Source organism: Frankia sp. CoBUL1, assembly GCF_978021245.1.
Genome location: NZ_CDXDOS010000002.1, coordinates 1 through 22,684, shown reverse-complemented (window position 1 = coordinate 22,684; position 22,684 = coordinate 1). Strand labels below are relative to the sequence as shown.

At 70.7% G+C, this 22,684-nt stretch carries 17 protein-coding genes and 1 pseudogene; 2 read left to right on the top strand and 16 right to left on the bottom strand.

Features of this window, described 5'->3' with window-relative positions; translation table 11 throughout:
* Positions 1–89: 89 nt before the first annotated feature.
* The 10 genes and pseudogenes from AC08OX_RS00610 to gatC form a co-directional block, all read right to left on the bottom strand.
* Positions 90–176, bottom strand: a pseudogene (locus AC08OX_RS00610) (SCO2583/SCO2584 N-terminal domain-containing protein); the annotation flags it as partial.
* Positions 177–456: 280 nt separating this feature from the next.
* The gene (serA, locus tag AC08OX_RS00605) at positions 457–2,046 is read right to left on the bottom strand and encodes a phosphoglycerate dehydrogenase (protein WP_476605996.1); all 1,590 of its coding nucleotides are present in this window, start codon (positions 2,044–2,046) and stop codon (positions 457–459) included.
* A gap of 293 nt (positions 2,047–2,339) precedes the next feature.
* Complete coding sequence (gene ilvC / locus AC08OX_RS00600; protein ID WP_011438014.1) at positions 2,340–3,329, bottom strand: ketol-acid reductoisomerase; 990 nt, start codon at positions 3,327–3,329, stop codon at positions 2,340–2,342.
* A 53-nt stretch (positions 3,330–3,382) separates the two neighbouring features.
* Positions 3,383–3,907, bottom strand: coding sequence for an acetolactate synthase small subunit (ilvN, locus tag AC08OX_RS00595; protein ID WP_011438015.1), 525 nt, complete (start codon positions 3,905–3,907; stop codon positions 3,383–3,385).
* Positions 3,907–5,781: an acetolactate synthase large subunit gene (locus AC08OX_RS00590; RefSeq protein ID WP_476606026.1), complete on the bottom strand. Its 1,875-nt coding sequence runs from the start codon at positions 5,779–5,781 to the stop codon at positions 3,907–3,909. The genes ilvN and AC08OX_RS00590 overlap by 1 nt, the downstream gene beginning before the upstream one ends.
* A 277-nt stretch (positions 5,782–6,058) precedes the next feature.
* Positions 6,059–7,738: a penicillin-binding transpeptidase domain-containing protein gene (locus AC08OX_RS00585; RefSeq protein WP_476605995.1), complete on the bottom strand. Its 1,680-nt coding sequence runs from the start codon at positions 7,736–7,738 to the stop codon at positions 6,059–6,061.
* Positions 7,739–8,055: 317 nt separating this feature from the next.
* Positions 8,056–9,573 (bottom strand): Asp-tRNA(Asn)/Glu-tRNA(Gln) amidotransferase subunit GatB, encoded by a 1,518-nt coding sequence (gene gatB / locus AC08OX_RS00580; protein ID WP_476605994.1) that lies wholly within the window; start codon positions 9,571–9,573, stop codon positions 8,056–8,058.
* 12 nt (positions 9,574–9,585) lie between these two features.
* Positions 9,586–9,780, bottom strand: a complete 195-nt coding sequence (locus AC08OX_RS00575; RefSeq protein WP_476605993.1) for a hypothetical protein — start codon at positions 9,778–9,780, stop codon at positions 9,586–9,588.
* Between the two features lie 94 nt (positions 9,781–9,874).
* The gene (gatA, locus tag AC08OX_RS00570) at positions 9,875–11,401 is read right to left on the bottom strand and encodes an Asp-tRNA(Asn)/Glu-tRNA(Gln) amidotransferase subunit GatA (protein WP_476605992.1); all 1,527 of its coding nucleotides are present in this window, start codon (positions 11,399–11,401) and stop codon (positions 9,875–9,877) included.
* A 13-nt stretch (positions 11,402–11,414) separates the two neighbouring features.
* Positions 11,415–11,711, bottom strand: a complete 297-nt coding sequence (gatC, locus tag AC08OX_RS00565; RefSeq protein WP_476605991.1) for an Asp-tRNA(Asn)/Glu-tRNA(Gln) amidotransferase subunit GatC — start codon at positions 11,709–11,711, stop codon at positions 11,415–11,417.
* A 353-nt stretch (positions 11,712–12,064) separates the two neighbouring features.
* On the opposite strand from gatC, the gene AC08OX_RS00560 reads away from it, so the two are divergent.
* Both AC08OX_RS00560 and AC08OX_RS00555 read left to right on the top strand, forming a co-directional pair.
* Positions 12,065–12,364 (top strand): ACT domain-containing protein, encoded by a 300-nt coding sequence (locus tag AC08OX_RS00560; RefSeq protein WP_476605990.1) that lies wholly within the window; start codon positions 12,065–12,067, stop codon positions 12,362–12,364.
* Positions 12,361–12,777 carry a hypothetical protein gene (locus tag AC08OX_RS00555; protein ID WP_476605989.1) on the top strand — a complete coding sequence of 139 codons (417 nt, stop codon included), beginning with the start codon at positions 12,361–12,363 and terminating at the stop codon, positions 12,775–12,777. Before AC08OX_RS00560 ends, AC08OX_RS00555 begins: the two co-directional genes overlap by 4 nt.
* 19 nt (positions 12,778–12,796) lie before the next feature.
* On the opposite strand, the gene ligA is transcribed toward AC08OX_RS00555, so the two are convergent.
* The 6 genes from ligA to icmF all read right to left on the bottom strand — a co-directional run bounded on the left by ligA (position 12,797) and on the right by icmF (position 22,534).
* Positions 12,797–14,917, bottom strand: coding sequence for an NAD-dependent DNA ligase LigA (gene ligA, locus AC08OX_RS00550; protein ID WP_476605988.1), 2,121 nt, complete (start codon positions 14,915–14,917; stop codon positions 12,797–12,799).
* Positions 14,914–16,026: a methionine synthase gene (locus tag AC08OX_RS00545; RefSeq protein ID WP_476605987.1), complete on the bottom strand. Its 1,113-nt coding sequence runs from the start codon at positions 16,024–16,026 to the stop codon at positions 14,914–14,916. The genes ligA and AC08OX_RS00545 overlap by 4 nt, the downstream gene beginning before the upstream one ends.
* A 90-nt stretch (positions 16,027–16,116) precedes the next feature.
* A complete protein-coding gene (gene mnmA, locus AC08OX_RS00540; RefSeq protein WP_476605986.1) occupies positions 16,117–17,175 on the bottom strand; it encodes a tRNA 2-thiouridine(34) synthase MnmA in 1,059 nt (352 codons plus the stop codon).
* Positions 17,176–17,254: 79 nt separating this feature from the next.
* Entirely contained in the window at positions 17,255–18,478 is a 1,224-nt protein-coding gene (locus tag AC08OX_RS00535) for a cysteine desulfurase family protein (RefSeq protein ID WP_476605985.1), read from the bottom strand.
* A gap of 41 nt (positions 18,479–18,519) precedes the next feature.
* Positions 18,520–19,026, bottom strand: coding sequence for a MarR family winged helix-turn-helix transcriptional regulator (locus AC08OX_RS00530; RefSeq protein WP_476605984.1), 507 nt, complete (start codon positions 19,024–19,026; stop codon positions 18,520–18,522).
* A 190-nt stretch (positions 19,027–19,216) separates the two neighbouring features.
* Positions 19,217–22,534, bottom strand: a complete 3,318-nt coding sequence (icmF, locus tag AC08OX_RS00525) for a fused isobutyryl-CoA mutase/GTPase IcmF (protein ID WP_476605983.1) — start codon at positions 22,532–22,534, stop codon at positions 19,217–19,219.
* Positions 22,535–22,684 lie beyond the last annotated feature (150 nt).

The following is a 22,684-nucleotide window of genomic DNA, read 5'->3' as shown; positions in this document are numbered from 1 at the left end:
CGATGGAAAAAGCCGGGCAGACCCCGGGAAGCTGGGACGACCTGACAACGGCTGGAAGCCGGCCGGCCGTGCTGCCGGCTGCGCTCGGCCGCGGACGGTTCGAGAAACCGGGCTCCGCGGACGAATCGCTCATCCAGGCGAAGCCCCTCGAACGGGTCCTGATGCCGCGACGCCATGCTAGCCACGGTAAACCCGACACCACGACTACGGCGCACGTTCCACGGAAAGATCACCTGGATCACGTCCCCATGCCACCGCTACCCGTACCCAATCGATCGCCTACCGTTGAGATCGCCCGCAGCTACCCCTGGTAAACCCCACCCAGCCCAGGTAATCCACGGCAACCCGAGGAACACCCCGGACCACCGAAGGCCCCCACGACTCCCCCCGCAAAATCGCCGAAGGTGCCTTTGCGGAGACCCCACACGGCGGCGAAGCCACCGTGTGGGGAAGGAGTCATTCGCTGCTGATGCTTACGGCCCTGGCGTAGGAAGCGCCGATGATCTTCGCGATCTCGGCCAGGATGTCGGGGGCGACCGCGTCGTCGAGCGACAGCGACATCAACGCCTCGCCGCCGGCCTGCAGGCGGCTGACCTGCGCACTGGCGATGTTGATGTGCGCCTCGCCGAGCAGGGCACCGACCGCGCCGACGATCCCCGGCCGGTCCTCGTAGCGGAAGAATGCCAGATGCGCCTCGGGCCGGATGTCGACCTCGAACCCGTCGATCGCGGTGATCTTCTCGACCTGCCGTGAGCCGACAAGCGTGCCGCTCACCGACACGGGCGTGCCGTCGGCGAGGACTCCTCGCACAGTCACGAGGTTGTGATAGTCGGGGCTGTCCTCGGCGGTCTCCAAGGCCACGTCGACCCCGCGCTCCTTGGCCAGCAGCGGCGCGTTGACGTAGGTGACCTGCTCCTCGGTCACGTCGGTGAACACACCCTTGAGCACCGCGAGCTGCAACACCGAGACGTCGTGCACGGCGATCTCGCCCCGCACCTCGACGGTGATCGCGGCGGCCAGGCTGCCCGCGAGGCCGGAGAAGAGCTGCCCGAGCTTCTCCGCAAGCGGAAGACCCGGCCGGAGGTCCTCGGCCACGACGCCACCGGCCTGCACGTTGACCGCGTCGGGCACGAACTCGCCTTGCAGCGCCAGCCGCACCGAGCGGGCGACGGCGAGCCCGGCCTTGTCCTGCGCCTCCTGGGTGGACGCGCCGAGGTGGGGGGTGACGACGACGTTGTCGAGCCCGAACAGCGGGGAGGCCGTCGTGGGCTCCTTGGCGAAGACGTCGATGCCCGCACCGCCGACCTGACCGGAGCGGACCGCCTCGGCGAGCGCAGCCTCGTCAACGAGGCCGCCGCGCGCCGCGTTGACGATGATGACACCGGGCCTGGTCCGGGCCAGCTCGTCGGTGCCGATCAGACCGAGCGTCTCCGGCGTCTTGGGCAGATGGATCGTGATCACGTCACTCTGCCGAAGCAGCTCGTCGAGGTCGACAAGGGTCACGCCGTGCTGCGCGGCACGGGCCACCGACACGTACGGGTCGTAGGCGATGACCTTCATCCCGAAGCCGGCGAGCCGCTGCGCCGCGAGCACGCCGATCCGCCCGAGGCCGACGACGCCTGCCGTCTTCTCCACGAGTTCGACACCGACGTACTTCGAGCGCTTCCACTCGCCGCCGCGCAGTGCCTCGCTGGCCGCGGGAACCCGCCGGGCGACGGCGAGCAGCAGCGCGATCGCATGCTCGGCCGCACTGACGATGTTCGACTGCGGCGCGTTGACCACCATGACACCGCGCTGGGTGGCGGCGGCGACGTCGACGTTGTCCAGCCCGATGCCGGCCCGGGCGACGACCTTGAGCTTTCCCGCGGTGGCGAGCACCTCGGCGTCGATCTTGGTGGCCGACCGGACGATCACGGCATCGACGTCGGCGATGGCGGGCAGCAACGCGGACCGGTCGGCACCGTCGACGTGACGAACCTCGAAGTCCCCGGACAGCACCTCCAGCCCGGCCGGTGAGAGCTCCTCGGCAACGAGTACGACAGGCACTGGACCTCTCCTAGCGACCTCGGGTCAGACCGGGAGGCGACGCGGAACGAGGCGTGATCACGTGGCCTTCGGCCTGGCGATGATGAACGTGGATACTGCGGACACCGCACGAGGCGGCGGGCCCAGCCTACCGACGCCCGCCGTGGACTCCGAGCCCTTTCCGCCGACCGACGGCGACGGCGTGCCCGGACGGGGACGGCACGCACCCGGGGACGGCGGCAGCGCACCACGGCCGCCCCCGAGAGGGCACGATCCGCCCGACGACCCGCGGGACCTACCTGGAGATCCAGAAATCAGGCGATCCAAGACATCATCGGCCGGAGCTTCGCGCCGACCTGCTCGATCGGGTGCTGCTTGCCCTCCGCCACGAGCTTGGTGAAATTCGGCCGACCGTTGTCGTCCTCGGCCACCCACTCGCGAGCGAACGCGCCGTCACGGATCTCGTCGAGGATCTTGCGCATCTCGGCCTTCACGGCGGGGGTGATGACGCGCGGGCCACGCGTGACATCGCCGTACTCCGCGGTGTCCGAGATCGAGTACCGCATCTGGGAGATGCCGCCCTCGTACATCAGGTCGACGATGAGCTTGAGCTCGTGCAGGCACTCGAAGTAGGCGACCTCCGGGGTGTAGCCCGCCTCGACGAGGGTCTCGAAGCCGGCCTGCACGAGCGCGCTGGCGCCGCCGCAGAGCACGGCCTGCTCGCCGAACAGGTCGGTCTCGGTCTCCTCGGTGAAGGTGGTCCTCAGCGCACCGGCCCGGGTGCCACCGATGCCCTTGGCGTAGGCCAGCGCGACGGCCAGCGCGTTGCCGCTCGCGTCGGCCTCCACCGCGACGAGGACGGGAACGCCCTTGCCCTCCTCGAACACCCGCCGCACCAGGTGACCCGGCCCCTTCGGAGCGACCATGAACACGTCGACGCCGGCCGGCGGCTCGATGAGCCCGTAGCGGATGTTGAAACCGTGCCCGAACGCCAGCGCCTTGCCCGCGGTGAGGTGCGGGGCGATGGACTCCGCGTAGATCGTGCGATGGGTGGTGTCCGGAGTGAGCAGCATGATGATGTCGGCCTCGGCGGACGCCTCCGCCGGGGTGAGGACCCGCAGGCCCTCTTCCTCGGCCCTGGCCCGGCTGCGGCTGTCCGCCGGCAGGCCGACCCGCACGTCGACACCACTGTCGCGCAGGTTCAGCGCGTGCGCGTGGCCCTGGCTGCCGTAGCCGATGACGGCGACCTTACGGTCGGCCAGGACGTCCAGCGAGGCGTCATCGTCGTAGTAGATCTCGACCATCGTGGGGAATCTCCTCGTTGAGTGGATGGGAAAAAGACGCGCGACGGTCCCGGTCAGGCCGGACGGTCGACTGCTCGCAGGCTGCGATCGGTGATCGAACGCGATCCGCGGCCGAGTGCCACCAGGCCGGACTGGACCAGTTCCCGGATTCCGAACGGCTCCAGCATGCGGATGAGGGCGTCCAGCTTGTCGCGGGTTCCCGTCGCCTCGATGGTGACGGCGTCCTGGGCGACGTCGACCACCTTGGCACGGAACAGGGCGACCGTCTCGAGGACCTGGGACCGCACCGACAGGTCGGCGCGCACCTTCACGAGCATCAGCTCACGTTGCACCGAGGCGGAGGTGTCCATCTCGACGATCTTCAAAACATTGATCAGCTTGTTGAGCTGCTTGGTCACCTGTTCCAGCGGCAGGTCCTCCACGACGACGACGATCGTCATCCGGGAGATGTCAAGCTGCTCGGTCGGCCCGACCGCGAGTGACTCGATGTTGAACCCGCGCCGGGAGAACAGGCCCGAGACCCGGGCCAGCACCCCGGGCTTGTTCTCCACCAGCACGGACAGGGTATGGCGGGTCATCAGATGTTCACCTCGGCGTCGCCGGAGTAGTCGAAGTCCGGCGCGGTGTCGCGCGCGATGCGGATGTCGTCGTTGCTGGCGCCGGCGGCGACCATCGGCCACACCATGGCGTCGGGATGCACGACGAAGTCCACCACGACCGGGGCGTCGTCGATCGCCATCGCCTTCTCGATCGTCGCGTCGACATCCGCCGCCGTCTCGCAGCGCAGCCCGACGCAGCCCAACGCCTCGGCCAGCCGGACGAAGTCGGGCACCCGCACCCTCCTGGACGCCCCTGCGCCCCGCCCAGACGCCCCTGCGCCGCCGGTCCGCGGGGAGTCCGGGTGCGTCCCGAGCTCCGTGTTGGAGTACCGCTTGTCGTAGAAGAGGGTCTGCCACTGGCGGACCATGCCGAGCGACCCGTTGTTGATGACGGCAACCTTGATCGGGATTCCCTCCAGCGCGCAGGTCGCAAGCTCCTGGTTGGTCATCTGGAAGCAGCCGTCACCGTCGACGGCCCACACCGTGGCGTCGGGGCGGCCGACCTTGGCGCCCATCGCGGCCGGCACGGCGTAGCCCATCGTGCCGGCGCCGCCGGAGTTCAGCCAGGTGTAGGGGTTCTCGTAGGAGATGAACTGCGCGGCCCACATCTGGTGCTGCCCGACGCCGGCGGCGAAGATGGTCTCCGGTCCCGCGATCTTCCCGAGCCGCTCGATGACGTACTGCGGGGCCAGCGAGCCGTCAGCCGGCTGGTCGTAGCCCAGCGGGTAGGTCCGGCGCCAGCCGTCCAGCGTCCGCCACCAGGCGGCGAGGCCCGGCCGCTCCTCCAGGACGAGCGCGGCGACGAGCTCGTTGATCACATCACGGCAGTCACCGACGATCGGCACGTCCGCGGGCCGGTTCTTGCCGATCTCGGCCGGGTCGATGTCGGCGTGAATGACCGCGGCACCGGGCGCGAAGGAGGACAGCCTGCCGGTCACCCGGTCATCGAAGCGGGCCCCGAGAGTGATCAGCAGATCCGCCTTCTGCAACGCGGTCACCGCGGCGACCGACCCGTGCATGCCGGGCATGCCCAGGTGCTGGGGATGGGAGTCGGGGAAGGCGCCGCGGGCCATGAGGGTGGTGACCACCGGGATGCCGGTGAGCTCCGCAAGTGTCCGCAGCTCCGCGGCAGCGCGGGCCCTGAGCACTCCCCCACCGATATAGAGCACCGGACGCCGGGCAGCACTGATCATCTTCGCCGCCTCGCGCACCTGCTTGCCGTGCGGGCGGGTGACCGGACGATAACCGGGCAGGTCGAGAGCCGGCGGCCAGACATCGTGCGGCAGCACGGAGGTGACCGACTGCAGGATGTCCTTGGGCAGGTCGACGAGCACCGGTCCGGGCCGGCCCGTCGCCGCCAGGTGGAACGCCTCCGCGATGATCCGCGGGATGTCGTCGGCGGACTGGACCAGGAAGTTGTGCTTGGTGATCGGCAGGGTGATGCCGCAGATGTCCGCCTCCTGGAAGGCGTCGGTCCCGATCGAGGGGCTGGGGACCTGCCCGGTGACGGCCACGATCGGCACCGAGTCCATGTAGGCGTCGGCGATCGGGGTCACCAGGTTGGTCGCCCCCGGCCCCGACGTCGCCATGCACACCCCGACCCGCCCGGTGGCCTGCGCGTACCCCTCGGCCGCATGACCCGCGCCCTGCTCGTGCCGGACAAGGACATGTCGCACTCGGGTGGAGTCGAACAGTGGATCATATGCGGGCAGGATCGCGCCGCCGGGGATGCCGAAGACCACGTCGGCTCCGACCGCTTCAAGGGAGTGGACGAGCGACTGGGCTCCGGTGATCTCTCGTGTCATCTGGTCGTCTTCCTTGACAGGCCGGGGATGTACGTGGCACGTGGCAATCTCGGCTGGCACTGCGGGACCGGCGGGACCGGGCCCGGCGGGCACGGCTCTGCCAGCTGAGCACGACCACGCAGGCTTGGCACGAGGCAGTGCTCACTGCACGAAAAAGCCCCTCGTGCCGAGGCACTGAGGGGCGGCGCACAGGTCGACGTCGTCGACTATGCGCGCTCTGAGCGTACGAGAATCCCGAGATGCACGGTTCTACCCTGCCGGAGTTCCCGGCCCACGTCAAGCATCGCCGGGCACCGGGTCCAGCCGGGCACCCGGTCCAGCCAGGTCATTGCCCGCCGGAGCCGGGCGCACCGATCTGGCCACCGTCCAACGCGGTGAGGAACCTGGCCGCGACCGGCGCGGCCGTCTCCGCGCCGAAGCCGCCGTCCTCGACGACCACCGCGAAGGCCACATCGCCCCGGTAGCCGACGAACCACGCATGGGTCGGCGGCGGGTTGCCGTCCTTGTACTCGGCGGTGCCGGTCTTCCCGAAGACCTCGCCGGGCATCGGGACCTTCGCGGCGGTGCCCTCGGTGACGACCGCCCGCATGAAGTCCCGCAGCGGGGGCAGCACCACGGGCGGGATGGGGTTGCTGCGCGCCGACTGGCCGACGACGAACGGCTGGCGCCAGGTACCGCTCGCGACCGCCGCGGCGACGCTCGCCATCTGCAGCGGGGAGACCTCGATGCGGGCCTGGCCGATCGACGCCGACGCCGACTCGACCACGTCACGCGGGGTCGGGAAGGTCCCCCCGACGCTGGCGATATCCAGCGGTGGTCGGCCGTCGAAGCCGTAAAGCTGGGCGGCCTTCTCCAGCGCGCCGTCCGGGAGTGACTCCTCCAGCCGGATGAACGCGGTGTTGCAGCTCCTGGCGAACGCGGTCCGCAGCGGGATGGGGCCGAACTGCTCGGACTCGGCGTTCTGGAAGGTCCGACCGCCGACGCTGACCGTCTGGGTGCAGTCCAGGGGCATGTCCGGCGCCTTGCCGTTCATCAGCGCGGCGGTGGCCGTCACGATCTTGAAGGTGGAACCCGGTGGGTACTTGCCCCGGACAGCCCGGCCCGACCCGCTGGGCGGATGGTTGGCCAGGGCCAGGATGGCGCCGGTACGAGTGTCGATCGCGACCATCGCCCCGGTCGGGCGGGCCGCGGTGGCCAGGGCCGCCTCGGCGGCCTGCTGGACCCGCAGGTCGATCGTGGTACGGATCGCCTCGCCGTCGGTCATCGGATAGGTGTGCAGCGTCTGCACGGTCGCGTTCTTCGCATCCCGCACGACGACCGCGCCGCCCTGCGCCCGCAGCCGGTCGTCGTACACCCGCTGCAACCCGGACAGCGGCGCCGTCCGACCGACGAGGTTGCCCGCCAGGTCGGAGGAGTCCCGTAGGGGCTGGCCCGCCACGTCGAGCAGGTCCCCCCGCTTACCTGTGGAGGCGGTCCGGTCCAGGTGCAGCCCTGGGCGCAGGGCCGGATGCACCGAGGGCGGATCAGCCTTCACCCGCCACCCGCCGCCGGTCGAGACGAGATGCAGCGCCCCGGTGTACTCCAGCGGCGTCGGCAGACCGGAGAGCGTGAGCCTGGCCAGGTACGGCACGGTCGCCGTCTCGCCGCTGCGGCTGATCGCGCCCGGGGTAAACGTAGCCGCTGTGACGAGCAGGCGGTCACGCACCTCGGCCATCGTGCCCACCAGGCGCGCGACGTCGATACTCCCGGGCGTGGAGACGGCGGCGACAGCCGCGGAGCCGGGGGTCGCCGTCCCACCGGAAGTCGTCAGCGTCCGCCAACCGGCCAGGTAGGAGTCGGCCGCGGCCTGGACCTTCCGGTCGGCGGCGCGGTTGTTCAGGACGTAGCCGACGCCGCCGGCGACGGCCAGCAGGACGACGACGACCGCGACGATGATCGCCGTCCGGCGGCCCCGGCCCCGGCGGCGGGAGGTTGACGCGGTGAAGCCGGAAGGTGTAGGGGGCACGGCGGCACGCTCTCCCCTCGATCGTGACACCCCGATGGGAGACCCACCCTATGGAGGCCTCCGGCCCTTCGCATCCGACGCGCCGTACGACGTCGGCAACCCGACACGCGGGTCCGACACAGCAGGAGAACGTGGTCCTCCCGAGCTCGGATCACGGAGAGGCAACCCACGGCACGGGGGACGGCGGCGACCGGTCGGACGTTTCTCGAACGAATGGCGCTAAAATCTGCGAATCATCTTGAATACGACAAATCGGGGATCGGGCGAGCGAGGGCCGGGAAGCCGAGGGCCGGGAAGCCGAGGGCCGGGAAGCGGTGTCAGGAGACGCCGAGGCGCTCCAGCAGCAGTCGCCGCACGGCCGCCGCGTCCGCTTGGCCCTTCATCGCCTTCATCACCGCGCCCACCAGCGGACCGACGGCGTTCACCTTGCCACCGCGGACCTTCTCGGCGATGTCGGGGGCACCGAGGAGCGCCGCGTCGACGGCCGCGGTGAGCGCGCCGTCGTCCGCGACGATCGCCAGCCCACGGCCGGCGATCACCGCGTCGGGCGTGCCCTCACCGGCGAGCACCCCGTCGATGACCTTGCGGGCCAGCGCGTCGGTGAGCTCGCCCGCGGCCACCAGCGCGGTGATCCGGGCGACGTCGGTCGGGGTGATCTTAAGATCGCGCGGCTGGAGACCGGCGTCCGAAGCGCGCCTGGCCAGCTCGTTGAGCCACCACTTGCGGGCGGTCGCCGGGGCCGCGCCGGCGGCGATGGTCTCCTCGACCAGGTCGAGGACCGCGGCATTGCGCAGGTCCTGCAGGTCCCGCGCGGTGTAGCCGTGCTCGGCGATCAGCCGGGCCCGGCGCGCCGCGGGCAACTCCGGCAGGCCGGCCCGCAGCCGCTCGACGTATTCCGCGGGCAGGGCCAACGGGGTGAGATCAGGCTCCGGGAAGTACCGGTAGTCGGTGGCCTCCTCCTTGGAGCGACCCGACGAGGTGCGGCCCGACGCCTCGTCGAAGTGGCGGGTCTCCTGGATGATGCGCTGGCCGTCGTCGAGCAACGCGGCCTGCCGGGTGGTCTCGTAACGCACCGCGCGTTCCACCGACCGCAGCGAGTTGAGGTTCTTCGTCTCGGTGCGGGTGCCGAAGGGAGCGTCCGGGTCGCCGGGCGCCGGCCGCGGGCGCAGCGAGACGTTGGCGTCGCAGCGCAGCGATCCTTGCTCCATCCGGACGTCGGAGACCCCGAGCGCCCGGATCAGCTCCCGCAACTCATCCACGTAGGCCCGGGCCACCTCGGGGGAACGCACGTCCGGTTCGGTCACGATCTCCACGAGCGGGATGCCGGCCCGGTTGTAGTCGACCAGCGAGTGGGTGGCGCCGTGGATGCGGCCGGTGGCGCCGCCGACGTGCAGCGACTTGCCGGTGTCCTCCTCCATGTGCACCCGGGTGATGCCCACCCGGTGCACCTCGCCCTCGACCTCCACGTCGAGCCAGCCGTTCGTGCACAGCGGCTCGTCGTACTGGCTGATCTGGAAGTTCTTCGGCATGTCGGGATAGAAGTAGTTCTTGCGCGCGAACCGGCACCACGACGCGATCTCACAGTGCAACGCGAGTCCGATCATGACCGCGAAGCGCACCGCCGCCTCGTTCACCACCGGCAGGGAACCCGGCAGCCCGAGGCACACCGGGCAGACCTGCGTGTTGGGCTCGGCACCGAAGGCTGTCGCGCAGCCGCAGAACATCTTGGAAGCGGTGCCGAGTTCGACGTGCGTCTCCAATCCGATCACCGGCTCGTAGCGGGCCAGAACGTCGGAGTAGGACGGCAGCGCGCCGGCGGGAGCCACTGTGCTCACCGGATGAACTCCTCATGGGTCGCTGGGTGGGCGGGTGTCGCGGACGTGCACGTAGGTGAGGAACACCGCGGCAGGTAGGCCGAGCACTCCCCAGACGAGCAGGACCGGGTTGAGCGTGGCGATGCCGAGACCCAGCACCAGCATGGTGAGCAGCCACACCACGCCCACCAGGAACCGGTCCTGTCGGCCGCTGCGCAGACTCACCATCGCCGTTTCCTTCCCTTCCCTCGCGGTCGGCGGCCCGTCACCGCGGCCGCCACACCCGGAACACGGATGACCCGCGAGAGCGCCGGGCGCCCGCTCACAGCGCCGGGACCTCGTCGAGCAACGGATGGCCGCGTTCGACGTCCAACGCCTCCTCCAGCGCCCCGCCGACCCGGTAGAGCCGGTCATCGGCGAACGGCGGCGCCATGATCTGGATACCCACCGGCAGCCCGTCCACGAGCCCGGACGGCAGGCTCATCGCCGGGCCGCCCGCGAGGTTGGACGGGATCGTGCACAGGTCCGACAGGTACATGGCCACCGGATCGTCGACCTTCGCGCCCAGCGGGAAGGCCGGTGTCGGGGTGGTGGGCGAGACCAGGACGTCGACCTGCTCGAACGCGGCGGTGAAGTCGCGGCTGATCAGCGTACGGACCTTCTGCGCCTGGCCATAGTAGGCGTCGTAGTACCCCGAGGACAGGGCATAGGTGCCCAGGATGATCCGCCGCTTCACCTCCGGGCCGAAGCCGGCTTCGCGGGTGCGGCTCATGACCTCCTCGGCCCCGGCCCGACCGTCGTCGCCGATCCGCAGCCCGAAGCGCATCGCGTCGAAGCGAGCCAGGTTCGACGAGCACTCGCTGGGCGCGATCAGGTAATAGGCGGGCAGCGCGTAGCTGAAGTGCGGGCAGCTCACCTCGACGACCTGGGCGCCCAGGCCCGTCAGCGCCTCGACCGCGGCGGCGAAGGCGGCCTCGACCCCCGGGTCGTACCCGTCGCCGGCGAACTCGCGGACCACACCGACCCGCATACCGCGGATGTCGCGCTGCCGTGCCGCCGCCACGACCGCGGGAACCGGCGCGTCGACGCTCGTGGAGTCCAGGGGATCGTGGCCGGCGATCGCGGCGTACAGCAACGCCGCGTCGGTCACCGTGCGGGTCAGCGGGCCGGCCTGGTCCAGCGAGCTGGAGAAGGCGACCAGCCCGTAGCGGCTGACCCCACCGTAGGTGGGCTTGACCCCGACCAGACCGCAGAGGGCTGCCGGCTGACGGATGGAACCGCCCGTGTCGGTGCCGAGGGCGAGCGGCGCCTCGAAGGCGGCGACGGCCGCGGCGCTGCCGCCGCTGCTGCCGCCGGGGATGCGGGTGACGTCCCAGGGGTTGCGGGTCGGCCCGAACGCCGAGTTCTCGGTCGACGAGCCCATGGCGAACTCGTCCATGTTGGCCTTACCCAGCAGGACGACGTCCGCGGCCCGCAGCCGGCTCACCACCGTGGCGTCGTACGGGGGACGCCAGCCCTCGAGGATGCGGCTGCCGCAGGTGGTGGGCATCCCTCGGGTGGTGAAGACGTCCTTGAGCGCCAACGGCACCCCGGCGAGCGGCCCGAGGCGCTCCCCGGCCGCGCGCCGGTCGTCGACCGACCGGGCCGCGGCGAGCGCGCCGTCGGCGTCCACGTGCAGGAAGGCGTGGACGGTCTCGTCGACCTTGGCGATGCGGTCCAACGCCGCCCGGGTCGCCTCGACGGCACTCAGCCTGCCGGCGGCGATCGCGGCCGCCGTCGCGGCGGCGGACAGGCGCACGACGTCAGTCGTGCCGGGAGGTGTCGGGTTCTCCGTCATGTTCTCCGTCATGCGGGCGGCGACCTCATTCGTCCGGATCGAGGATACGGGGCATCCGGAACCGCCCGTCCTCGGTGGCGGGGGCACCGGCCAGGGCCTCGGTGACGGGCAGCGACGGGCAGATGGTGTCCGGCCGGAAGACGTTGGTCAACGGCACGGCGTGGCTGGTCGGCGGGATGTCCCCGGCGGCGATCTCGGAGACTCGGGCGACCGCGGACAGGATCGCCTCGAGCTGCGGTGCCAGCGCATCGAGCTCGTCGCCGGTCACCGACATCCGCGCCAAGCGGGCGAGGTGAGCCACCTCGTCCCGAGTGATCGCCATGGCGTGTGGCCCCTTCGTGGGCGGTGGGCGCGGGGCCCGTGACTGGTCCTGGGCGCCGCGACGGATGCGGGAACCGGAACCGGGAGAGGCCGGATGCACCCCTGGGGCGCCCCGGGCGGACGGTCCCGGACCGGACGCATCGCCGCGTCGACGTGATGTCATCGTACGGGCCGCGGCGGGACCCCCGCGGACGCCGCCCCCCGCTGCTCTCCTGGCCCAGGCCGCCCTTCGGGGTTTCCGTCACCTCACCTTCGGCGAGGTTCCTGTGCTGTGGTCCTGGGGGAGCCGCCGGCCGGGCGGGGACGTTATCTTCGCGTGACCGGCCGGCCATCCCGCCGACATGCTCTTTGCGCATGCTCAGCTACATGTCGTATCTGCTTCGCCTCGTGCTGCCGGACCGCCCTGGAGCGCTCGGCGCGGTGGCCACGGCCCTGGGCAGGGCGAGCATCGACATCGTCAGCATCACCGTCATCGAGCGCACCGCCGACGGAGCCGTGGACGATCTGCTCGCGCTTCTGCCACCGGACGGCCTCGCCGATCGCGTCCTCACCGCCGCTCATTCGGTTCCAGGCGTGATCGTCGAGTCGCTTCGGCCATTTCTCTCGCCGACGGGGGCGGTATCGGCAACGACCTCGACCTGGTGGACGCCATGACCGATCGGCCGCACGACGCCGTGGCGACCCTGACGGACCTCGCGCCCGGCGTCTTCCACGCCGACTGGGCGGTGCTGCTGGAGCACGTCGGGCCGGACGACATCAGGGTCCGGGAAACCTCGGTGGGCGCTCCGGCCCTCGGCGGGGACGATCTCGGTGTCCCCGAACGGGTCCGGTTACCCCTGCCCTGGCTGCCGCTGGAACGGCCGCGGCGGATCGGGGCCGAGGATGGCGCCTTCCCGCCTCGCTGGCGGGCGGTCAGCATGGAACTCGCCGCGGCCCCGGTCGGCGGCGACCGGTTGGTGATCCTGGTCGGGCGGCCCGGCGGCCCCCGGTTCCGCTCCTCCGAGATCGACCGACTGGCCCATCTGTCGGGCATCGCCGCGAGCCTGACCAGGACGGACCGTTTCTGAGTGGGGGAGCCTCCCCGGGTTATTCCACCGGGATCTCGGCCTTCTCGGGACCGTCGGCGGGAACGGCGAGCTTGCTGGCCGCGTCGACCCCCTGCGCCAGCAGAACGGCAAATCCGGCCTCGTCCAGCATGGGGATCCTGAGACTGCGCGCCTTGTCGTACTTCGAGGCCCCCGGATCCGCGCCGACGACGACGGCGGTGGTCTTCCTACTCACCGAGCCGGTGACCTTGCCGCCGCGCGCCTCGACCGCCTCCTTGGCCGAGTCGCGGCTCCAGTCGGTGAGCGTGCCGGTGATGACGACGGTGACGCCGTCGAGGGGACGTGGGCCCTCCTCCGCGCCGACGTCGGCGAGCCGTGCCCCGCCGGCGGCGATCCTGGCGAGGATGTCGCGGTGCCGTTCATCGGCGAACCAGTCGAGCACCGCGCCGGCGATCTTCGGACCGACCCCTTCGACCGCGGCGAGGTCCTCGGCCGACGTGGCGGCGATCGCTTCCAGCGACCGCAGTTCCCGGGCGAGCGCCCGCGCCGCCGTGGGCCCGACGTGGCGGATCGACAGGCCGACCAGCAGCCGCCAAAGTGGCCGGTTCCGCGCGGCCTCGACCCCCCACAGAATCTGGTCGATCTTCTTCTGCGCGAACCCGCGCAGCCCCTCGAAGGACTCGGGCGTCAGGTGGAAGATGTCGCCGATGTCACGCACCCGGCCCGCCTCGAGCAGGGCGATCGCCGTCTCATACCCGAGCCCGTCGATGTCCATCGCCCCCCGGGATGCGAAATGGAAGATCGACTCCCGCAACTGCGCGGGACAGGAGACGGTGTTCGGGCAACGGATGTCGACCTCGCCCTCGGGCCGCACCAACTCGGTGCCGCACTCCGGGCAGCGCGTGGGCATCACGAAGGCCCGCTCGGAACCGTCTCGCAGGTCGACGACCGGGCCGACGATCTCCGGGATGACGTCCCCGGCCTTGCGCAGGACGACCGTGTCCCCGATGAGCACCCCCTTGCGACCGACCTCGTCGATGTTGTGCAGGGTCGCGAGGCCCACCGTGGACCCGGCGACCAGGACCGGCTCCAGCTCCCCGAAGGGGGTCACCCGGCCGGTGCGGCCCACGTTCACCCGGATATCGCGCAGCTTGGTCGTGACCTCCTCCGGCGGATACTTGTAGGCCACCGCCCAGCGGGGGGACTTCGAGGTGGAGCCCAACCGGCGTTGCAGGGCGAACGAGTCGACCTTGACGACCACTCCGTCGATCTCGTGCACCACGCCGTGGCGCGCGTCGCCCCACCGGTGCACGTAGTCCAGCACGCCGGGCACCGTCGCCAGGACCTCGAAGTGGGTGGCGACGGGCAGCCCGAGCTCCGCGAAGCGGGCATAGGCCGCCGACTGGGACGTGACCTCGAAGCCGCGCTGCGCGCCCAGGCCATGGACAATCATCTCCAGCGGCCGGGTGGCGGTGACCCGGGGATCCTTCTGCCGCAGGGATCCAGCCGCGGCGTTACGCGGGTTCGCGAACGGTTTGCCCCCCGCGGCCACCAGCCCGGCGTTGAGCTCGGCGAACTTCGCGGTCGGGAAGAAGACCTCGCCCCGCACCTCCAGCAGCCCGGGCACCCGCGGCCCGCGCAGCCGCACCGGCACGCTCGCCAGGGTGCGGATGTTGGGAGTGATGTCCTCCCCCGTCCGGCCGTCGCCGCGCGTCGCGGCACGCACCAGGTAACCGTCCTCGTAGACGAGGTCCACGGCAAGCCCGTCGATCTTCAGCTCGCAGAGCCAGGCGTCGACCTCGCTTTCCCGGGCCACGCGCGCCGCCCACTGGTGGAACTCGTCGTCGTCGAAGACGTTTTCCAGGGACAGCATCCGTTCGAGATGCTCGACCGGGGTGAACAGGGTCGAGTAGGAGCCGGCCACCTTCTGCGTCGGCGAGTCCGGTGTGCGCAGGTCGGGATGCCGCTCCTCCAGCACGGCGAGCTCCGCCATCAACCGGTCGTACTCGGCATCGGAGATCGTCGGGGAATCGAGCACGTAGTAGCGGTACGCGTGCTCGTCGAGCTCGCGGGCGAGGCTGGCGGCGCGGGCCCGCTCGTCCGCCGAAGCCACCGCCGAGGCCACGCCGGATTCGTCGGCCGTACCGGCCGTCGCGCTCACGACGGTGCGTCGACCAGGACCCGCCCCGCCTTCCGGCAGTGGCGCATCACCGTCCTGGCATCGTCCGTTCCCAGGCCCGCCAGGCCACATGTCGGCGCCACGGCGACCACCTCTCCGAGCTGCTCGGGCCGGAATCCCAACCGGCGCCACAGTGCGATGACGGGTTCGACCGTACGGCGGACATCCGACAACTTCGGTGCGGCCGAGACAGCCCGTCCGGCTGCACCAGCCGGTGCGGCCGGTCCAGTCGGTCCAGTCGGTGAAATCGGCGCGGCCGGTGAAATCGGCCTGGTGGGGACGAGACCCGCCATCAGCCGCACGCCGGCCTCCACGATCTCGCCGACAGCGTCGTCCTCGGCCCGGGTAAGCGCGGTGACGTCGAGACCGACGAAGTCCACACCCGCCGCGCGCAACGCCGCCAGCGGCACCGCGGGAGCGCAGCAGTGCACCCCGACTCCAACGGTCGCCGGCAGCGCCCGCAGGCCACCGAGCAGGATCCGCAGCCGCTCCACAACCAAGCCCTCCTCGACGGCGGGCAGCACCGAGAACCCACTCGGAGTGCGGATCCGGCCCGCGAGCACCGCCGGCAGCGACGGCTCGTCGAGCTGGACCAGGATCCGCGCCCCCGGGACCCGCTGGGCGATCTGTTCGACCTGTTCGACGAGCCCCGCGGTCAGTGCGTCGGCGATGTCACGGGTGGCGCCGGTATCCGACAACGCCCTGTGCCCGCGGGGAAGCTCCAGCTCGGCAGCCAGCGTCCACGGGCCGGTCACGGCAATCTTGAAGGATCCCGCGTAGTCGGCGGCGACCTCCGTCAGCGCGTCCAGGTCGCGTTCGAGCAGATCCCGTGACCGGCGCAGGTCCAGGCCGGGTCGGGGAACCAGCCGCCAGCCAGCCGGCTGAAGGTCCACCGGCATGTCGACGAGGATCGCCGCCGCCCGCCCGACCATCGCACCCCCGGGTCCCCTGGCCGGCAATTCGGGCAGATGCGGCAGGTCCGGCAGCTCGTCGAAGACCAGCTTGACGGCCTGGGCCGCATCCGTTCCCGGCAGCGAGCCCACCCCGGTGGCCGCGCCGGGCGGCCACATCCGTGCAGCGTCAGTACTCATGTCTTGACATCCTCCGGGAGCCCGCGGGAGATCCCCGGCCACGCCCGCTCCACGCCCACTCCGTCAACGGCCCACCGACCGGGCGCCCGGCTAACCACCGGTGGTGCGGATGTGCCCTCCGCCAAGCACCCGGTCACCGTCGTACAGCACCACTGCCTGGCCTGCGGCCGTGCCGCGGACCGGCGTCGTCAGTGTCACGACGAGCTCCTCGTCGCGCGCCTGCGCCACCGCCGGTACCACCCCGCCGTGCGCCCGCACCTGGGCCAGGCATGACACGGCCCCCTCGTGCGGCCAGACGGCCCGGTCCGCCACGAGCCGGCGCACGTCGAGCGCTTCGGCCGGTCCGACGGTGACCGTCGACGTCACCGGGGAGATGTCCAGCACATAGCGCGGCCGGCCGTCCGAGGCCGGCCGCCCGAGCTTCAGCCCGCGACGCTGACCCACGGTGAAGGCGTAGGCGCCGTCATGGTGCCCGAGCGTCTGCCCGGTCGTCGCATCGATGACCGGACCCGGCCGCGGGCCGAGCCGCTCGCGCAACCAGCCACCGGTGTCCCCGTGCGAGATGAAACAGATGTCGTGGCTGTCCGGCTTGTCCGCAACGGCAAGGCGACGCTCGGCCGCCTCTACCCGTACCTGGGCCTTGGTGGAATCCCCGAGCGGAAACCGCGCGGCGGCGAGCTGCTCGGGACGCAGCGTTCCCAGGACGTAGGACTGGTCCTTGTCCGGATCCACCGAGCGGCGCAGGGTGCCGTCCGGATCGAGCCGGGCGTGGTGCCCGGTGACGACGGCCTCGAAGCCGAGCGCGAGGGCCTTGTCGAGTACGGCCGCGAACTTGATGCGCTCGTTGCAGCGCACGCAGGGGTTGGGCGTGCGACCGGCTGCGTAGGACTCGACGAACTCCTCGATGACGTCGGTCTCGAACCGGTCCGCGAGATCCCAGACGTAGAACGGGATGCCGAGGATGTCGGCGGCCCGCCGGGCGTCCCGGGCGTCCTCGATGGTGCAGCAGCCGCGGGCTCCGGTCCGGTCCGACTCCGGCGAGCGCGACAACGCCAGATGCACCCCGGTGACGTCGTGACCGGCGTCAACCGCCCGGGCGGCGGCGACGGCGGAGTCGACCCCGCCGGACATCGCGGCGAGCACCCGCATCAGACCATCACCTCCCCGAATCTCCGCCGAACCTCAGAGAACCACGTGGACGGGAGCAAGGCATCATGGGCATCGCCTCTCAGGAGCCGCTCATGCCGGCCAGCGCCCCCGCGCGGCTCGCCCGCTCGACGACCGGCCCGATCGCCGCGACCAGCGCGTCGATGTCGCAGGCCCGTGAGGTGTGCCCGAGGGAGAACCGCAGCGATCCGCGGGCGTGTGTCTCATCCACTCCCATCGCGAGCAACACGTGCGACGGCCTCGCCACTCCAGCGGAGCAGGCCGAGCCGGTGGAACACTCGATCCCCCGGGCATCGAGCAGCATCAGCAGCGAGTCTCCCTCGCAGCCGGGGAAGGTCAGATGGGCGTTTCCCGGCAGCCGGTGCGGTCCCGGACCGCCGCCGTCCCCACCGCCGCCGTCCCCGAGCAGCGGGGCGCCGTTGAGCACCGCCTCCGGGACCTCCGCCCGGACCCGGCGCACCAGGTCGTCACGCAGGGCCGCCAGCCGGACGCTCTCCTGCGGCGCCTCGGCGCATGCCGTCGCCGCGGCCGCCGCGAACGCCGCCACCCCGGCCGTGTTCAGCGTTCCGGACCGGATGTCGCGCTCCTGACCGCCGCCGTGGGTCAGCGGCTCCATCGCCAATCCCCGGCGCACCACCAGGGCACCGACACCGATCGGCCCCCCGATCTTGTGCGCGCTGACCGTGATGGCGTCGGGGCCCTCGTCGGTGACGGCGATCGGGATCTGGCCGAACGCCTGCACCGCATCGGTGTGGAAGGGCACGCCGTGACGGTGCGCGATCGTCGCGAGCTCGGCGATCGGCTGAACGGTGCCGACCTCGTTGTTCGCCCACATCACCGACACGACGGCCACCGAGTCCGGATCCCGTTCGAGGGCGGCGGCGAGGGTGTCCGGCCGCACGGTTCCCGCGGCATCGACCGCGAGCAGCTCGACCTCGGCATCCTGCGCCCGGCCGAGCCAGTCGACGGTGTCCAGGACCGCCCGGTGCTCGACGGCGCTGACCAGCACCCGCCGCCGGCCCGGTTCGGCCCGGCGGCGTGACCAGTACAGACCCTTCAGCGCGAGGTTGTCACTTTCGGTACCGCCTCCGGTGAACACCACGTCGGACGGACGGGCGCCCAGCACTCCGGCGAGCGTCTCGCGGGACTCCTCGACGATGCGGCGGGCACGGCGGCCACTGGCATGCAGCGACGAGGCATTGCCGGTATCGGCGAGCACCGCGGTGTACGCGGCGAGCGCTTCCGGTCGCATCGGCGTCGTCGCCCCGTGGTCGAGGTAGGTCACAGCTCTAGAGGGTAGTCGCGGACGGGCCGAACACCGCGCGGTCAGAAGTCGCCGGCGGCCCGGCGCAGATCGGTCAGCAGGTCGATGAGTCTGCGCACCCCGCCGTCACCCAGCCCGGGATCGGCGAAGACGGTGTCGTTGAGCTTCTCGGTCGCGGCCATGGCAGTGGCCCGACCCTCCTCGGTGATCTTCGCGAGAATCGCCCGCCGGTCCGTAGGATGCGGGGTACGCCGCACCTGCCCCCTCGCCTCCAACCGGTCGACCGCGCTGGTGACGCTGGTCGGATGGACCTGCAGCCGACTTCCGATCTTGTTGAGGGGCAGCGCTCCGGACCGACTGAACATCAACAGCATCAGCAGCTCATAGCGCGCGAAGGTCAGGTCGAGGGGGCGCAGGACCTCGTCAACCCGGGCGAGGACGATCTGCTGCGCCCGCATCAGGGAGGTGACCGCTGCCATGCCGTCCGCTGCCGCCCCCCAGCCGTGGGCGGTCCAGTGCCGATGGGCCTCCGCTATGGGGTCGGTTGGCAACGGTTTCGGGGTGGCCACGACTTGTCGACGCTCCTGCACTTCATGGGACGGTTCCCGCCCAACCTGGCAGCCGGGGACCGTCGCGGCGGGCAGCGTCCATTGCACCCCAGGACGGACGCGCTGGCAAAGATTCATGCGTACCCGGAGATTGCCGCGGCGCCCAGCGTAACGCCGATCGACGTAACGGCGGGCGCCACCCGGGACATAATCAGACGTTACGTCGATACTGCCCACCCACGTCGAAGAATGCCTGGGAGATCTGCCCGAGGGAGCAGACGCGGACCGCCTCCATCAGCGCCGCGAACGTGTTCCCCCCGCTCCTGGCGATCTCCCGCAGATGTTCCAGGGCGGCGCCCGCCTCGGCGCCGTGCCGGCTGTGGAACTCCTCCAGCCGAGTGAGCTGAGATTGCTTCTCCTCCTCCGTGGCCCGCGCGAGCTCCATCGGGCCTCCCTCGGCGTCGGGATCGGTGCCGGCCGACTCGGGCCGCAGGAACGTGTTCACCCCGATGATCGGCAGGGTGCCGTCGTGCTTGCGCCGCTCGTACAGCATCGACTCGTCCTGGATGCGTCCCCGCTGATAGCCGGTCTCCATCGCGCCGAGTACACCGCCGCGGTCGCTGATCCGCTCGAACTCGGCGAGCACCGCCTCCTCGACCAGGTCGGTCAGTTCATCGACGATGAACGATCCCTGCAGGGGATTCTCGTTGGCGGCGAGTCCCCATTCCTGATCTATGATCATCTGGATGGCCAACGCGCGGCGGACGGAGTTCTCCGTAGGAGTCGTCACAGCCTCGTCGTACGCATTGGTGTGCAGGCTGTTGCAGTTGTCGTAGATCGCGCACAGCGCCTGCAACGTGGTCCGGATGTCGTTGTAGGCCATCTCCTGCGCGTGCAGCGACCGGCCCGACGTCTGTACGTGATACTTCAGCATCTGCGACCGGGGGGCGGCACCGTAGCGCTCCCGCATGGCCACCGCCCAGATCCGGCGGGCCACCCGCCCGATGACGGTGTACTCCGCATCCATCCCGTTGGAGAAGAAGAACGACAGGTTCGGGGCGAAATCGTCGATGCGCATCCCTCTGGCCAGATAGGCCTCGACGTAGGTGAAGCCGTTGGCCAGGGTGAACGCGAGCTGACTGATGGGATTGGCGCCGGCCTCGGCGATGTGATAGCCGGAGATCGATACCGAGTAGAAGTTCCGGACCGCGTGTTCGATGAACCACTCCTGCACGTCCGCCATCGCCCGCAACGCGAACTCGGTGGAGAAGATGCAGGTGTTCTGCCCCTGGTCCTCCTTGAGGATGTCCGCCTGCACGGTGCCACGGACCGTGGCCAGCGTGCGGGCCCGGACCTCGGCGGCCTCGTCCGTGCTCGGCTCCCGGCCGTGCTCGGCGCGGAAAGCGTCCAAGCGCTGGTCGATCGCGGCGTTCAGGAACATCGCCAGGATCGCCGGCGCCGGGCCGTTGATGGTCATCGAGACGCTGGTCGACGGATCACACAGATCGAACCCGGCGAACAGGACCTTCATGTCGTCCAACGTCGCTATCGACACGCCCGACGTGCCGATCTTGCCATAGATGTCAGGCTGAGACGCGGGATCGCGGCCGTAGAGGGTCACCGAGTCGAAGGCGGTGGACAGCCGGGTCGCAGGCGAGCCGGCGGAGAGGAAGTGGAACCGGCGGTTGGTCCGGAAGGGGTCACCTTCACCGGCGAACATTCGCGCCGGGGCCTCCCCGGCGCGTTTGAACGGAAAGACGCCGGCGGTGAAGGGGAAGTACCCTGGCAGGTTCTCACGCCGCAGGAAGCGGATCAGGCGAGCGTCGTCGTCGATAGCGGGTACCGCCACCCGCCGGATCAGAGTCCCGCTGAGCGTGGTGCGCACCAGCGGGGTGTGGATCTCGGTTCCCCGGACGAGATAGGTCATCTTCTCGCCCTGACGTTCCTCGACGATCGCCGGCCATTGCGCCAGGAGCTCCCTCGTCCAGGGGGCCAGGGCGGCTTCGGCCTCGTCGCGCAGCACGGCGAGGGTGGTGGGCTCCGCCGGCGCCGCACCCGCGCTGGTGTTGGCGCCGGCCAGCGCCGCAAGGGCCGTCGTCAGATGCTCACGACGGCGAGCCAGCAGCGCCTGGCGCTCAGTCTCGGCGTGATAGCCCCGCACCGTCTCGGTGATCTCGGCCAGATAGCGTATCCGGGCGGACGGAATGACCGTGGTCAGGCCGGTAGAGGTCCGCCCACGCACCAGGTGCAACGAGCCGGACACGGTGTGCAGATCGTGTTTGCGTAGCAGCCCGACGAGGTGCTGATACAGGGCGGTCACCCCGTCGTCGTGGAACCGGGCGGCCGAGGTGCCGAAGACGGGCATATCCTCCCAGGACTGGTCGAACGCCTGCCGGTTGCGCACCAGTTGCCGGGCGACGTCACGCCGGGCATCCTCGGCGCCGCGCCGCTCGAACTTGTTCACCGCCACCACGTCGGCGAAGTCCAGCATGTCGATCTTCTCGAGCTGTGAGGCCGCACCGTACTCGGGCGTCATCACGTACAGCGAAACATCGCAGAACGGAACGATCGCCGCGTCACCCTGCCCGATGCCCGGCGTCTCGACGATCACCAGATCGAAACCGGCCACCTGACAGGCTTTGATCACATCCGCCAGGGGAGCCGGAACCTCACTGCCCCCCGTGCGCGTCGCCAGGGACCGGAAGAACACGTTCCCTGCCGTGCCATCACCCAGGGAGTTCATCCGGATGCGGTCACCGAGCAGTGCACCGCCGCCCCGCCGACGGCTGGGGTCGATGGCGAGCACCGCGATCCGCAGGCTGTCGCCCTGGTCGAGGCGGAAGCGCCGGATCAGCTCGTCGGTGAGCGAGGACTTTCCCGAACCACCCGTGCCGGTGATACCGAGGACCGGAACCCGCGGGCGGCGGGCGGCCTCGTCCTGCAGCGCCGCCGCGAGCCGCGGGTCCCGGCCCGCCTCGAGCACGGTGATCGCCCGGGCGAGCGCGCCGTGCTCACCAGCCGCCACCGCATCGAGCTTCGGCCCGTCCTCCGTCAGATCGACGTCACAGGCCTCGATGATCACATTGATCATCTTTGCGAGACCGAGCCGCTGCCCGTCCTGCGGGGAGAAGATGCGCGCGACCCCGCGCGCGTGCAGCAGGTCGATCTCCGCCGGCAGGATCACCCCGCCGCCGCCGCCGTAGACCCGGACGTTGCCGGCTCCGCGCGCACGGAGGCGCTCGATGAGGTAGCTGAAGTACTCGACATGCCCGCCCTGATAGGACGACAGGGCGATCCCTTGGGCGTCCTCCTGGATCGCAGCGGTGACGACCTCCTCGACGCTGCGGTCATGCCCGAGATGGATCACTTCGGCACCCTGCGCCTGCAACAGGCGACGCATGATGTTGATCGCCGCGTCATGCCCATCGAAGAGTGAGGCCGCCGTCACGATCCGGACCGGATGAACCGGTGTGTGCAGCGTGGCGGCCGGCTCGTGCCGGTTGTCGGAGGACATCGCGTCGGAGGACATCGAAGCGGCTCCCGGGGACGATGTGGCGGGCGGAGATGCCTAGAACACTTGGCTTCCCGATAGTAGGACATCCATGCAATAGATGCCACCACGGCCAAGGTGCTGAAGCGGGTGCTGCCAGCCAGTAGTCGGAAAATACGCGTATACGAG

Coding starts and splice junctions, on each gene's coding strand:
- ilvC (WP_011438014.1), bottom strand. CDS start 3,329: ATGGTCGAGATCTACTACGACGATGACGCCTCGCTGGACGTCCTGGCC.
- ilvN (WP_011438015.1), bottom strand. CDS start 3,907: ATGACCCGCCATACCCTGTCCGTGCTGGTGGAGAACAAGCCCGGGGTG.
- AC08OX_RS00575 (WP_476605993.1), bottom strand. CDS start 9,780: ATGGTGAGTCTGCGCAGCGGCCGACAGGACCGGTTCCTGGTGGGCGTG.
- gatA (WP_476605992.1), bottom strand. CDS start 11,401: ATGACGGAGAACATGACGGAGAACCCGACACCTCCCGGCACGACTGAC.
- gatC (WP_476605991.1), bottom strand. CDS start 11,711: ATGGCGATCACTCGGGACGAGGTGGCTCACCTCGCCCGCTTGGCGCGG.
- AC08OX_RS00560 (WP_476605990.1), top strand. CDS start 12,065: ATGCTCAGCTACATGTCGTATCTGCTTCGCCTCGTGCTGCCGGACCGC.
- AC08OX_RS00555 (WP_476605989.1), top strand. CDS start 12,361: ATGACCGATCGGCCGCACGACGCCGTGGCGACCCTGACGGACCTCGCG.
- AC08OX_RS00545 (WP_476605987.1), bottom strand. CDS start 16,026: ATGAGTACTGACGCTGCACGGATGTGGCCGCCCGGCGCGGCCACCGGG.
- mnmA (WP_476605986.1), bottom strand. CDS start 17,175: ATGCGGGTGCTCGCCGCGATGTCCGGCGGGGTCGACTCCGCCGTCGCC.
- icmF (WP_476605983.1), bottom strand. CDS start 22,534: ATGTCCTCCGACGCGATGTCCTCCGACAACCGGCACGAGCCGGCCGCC.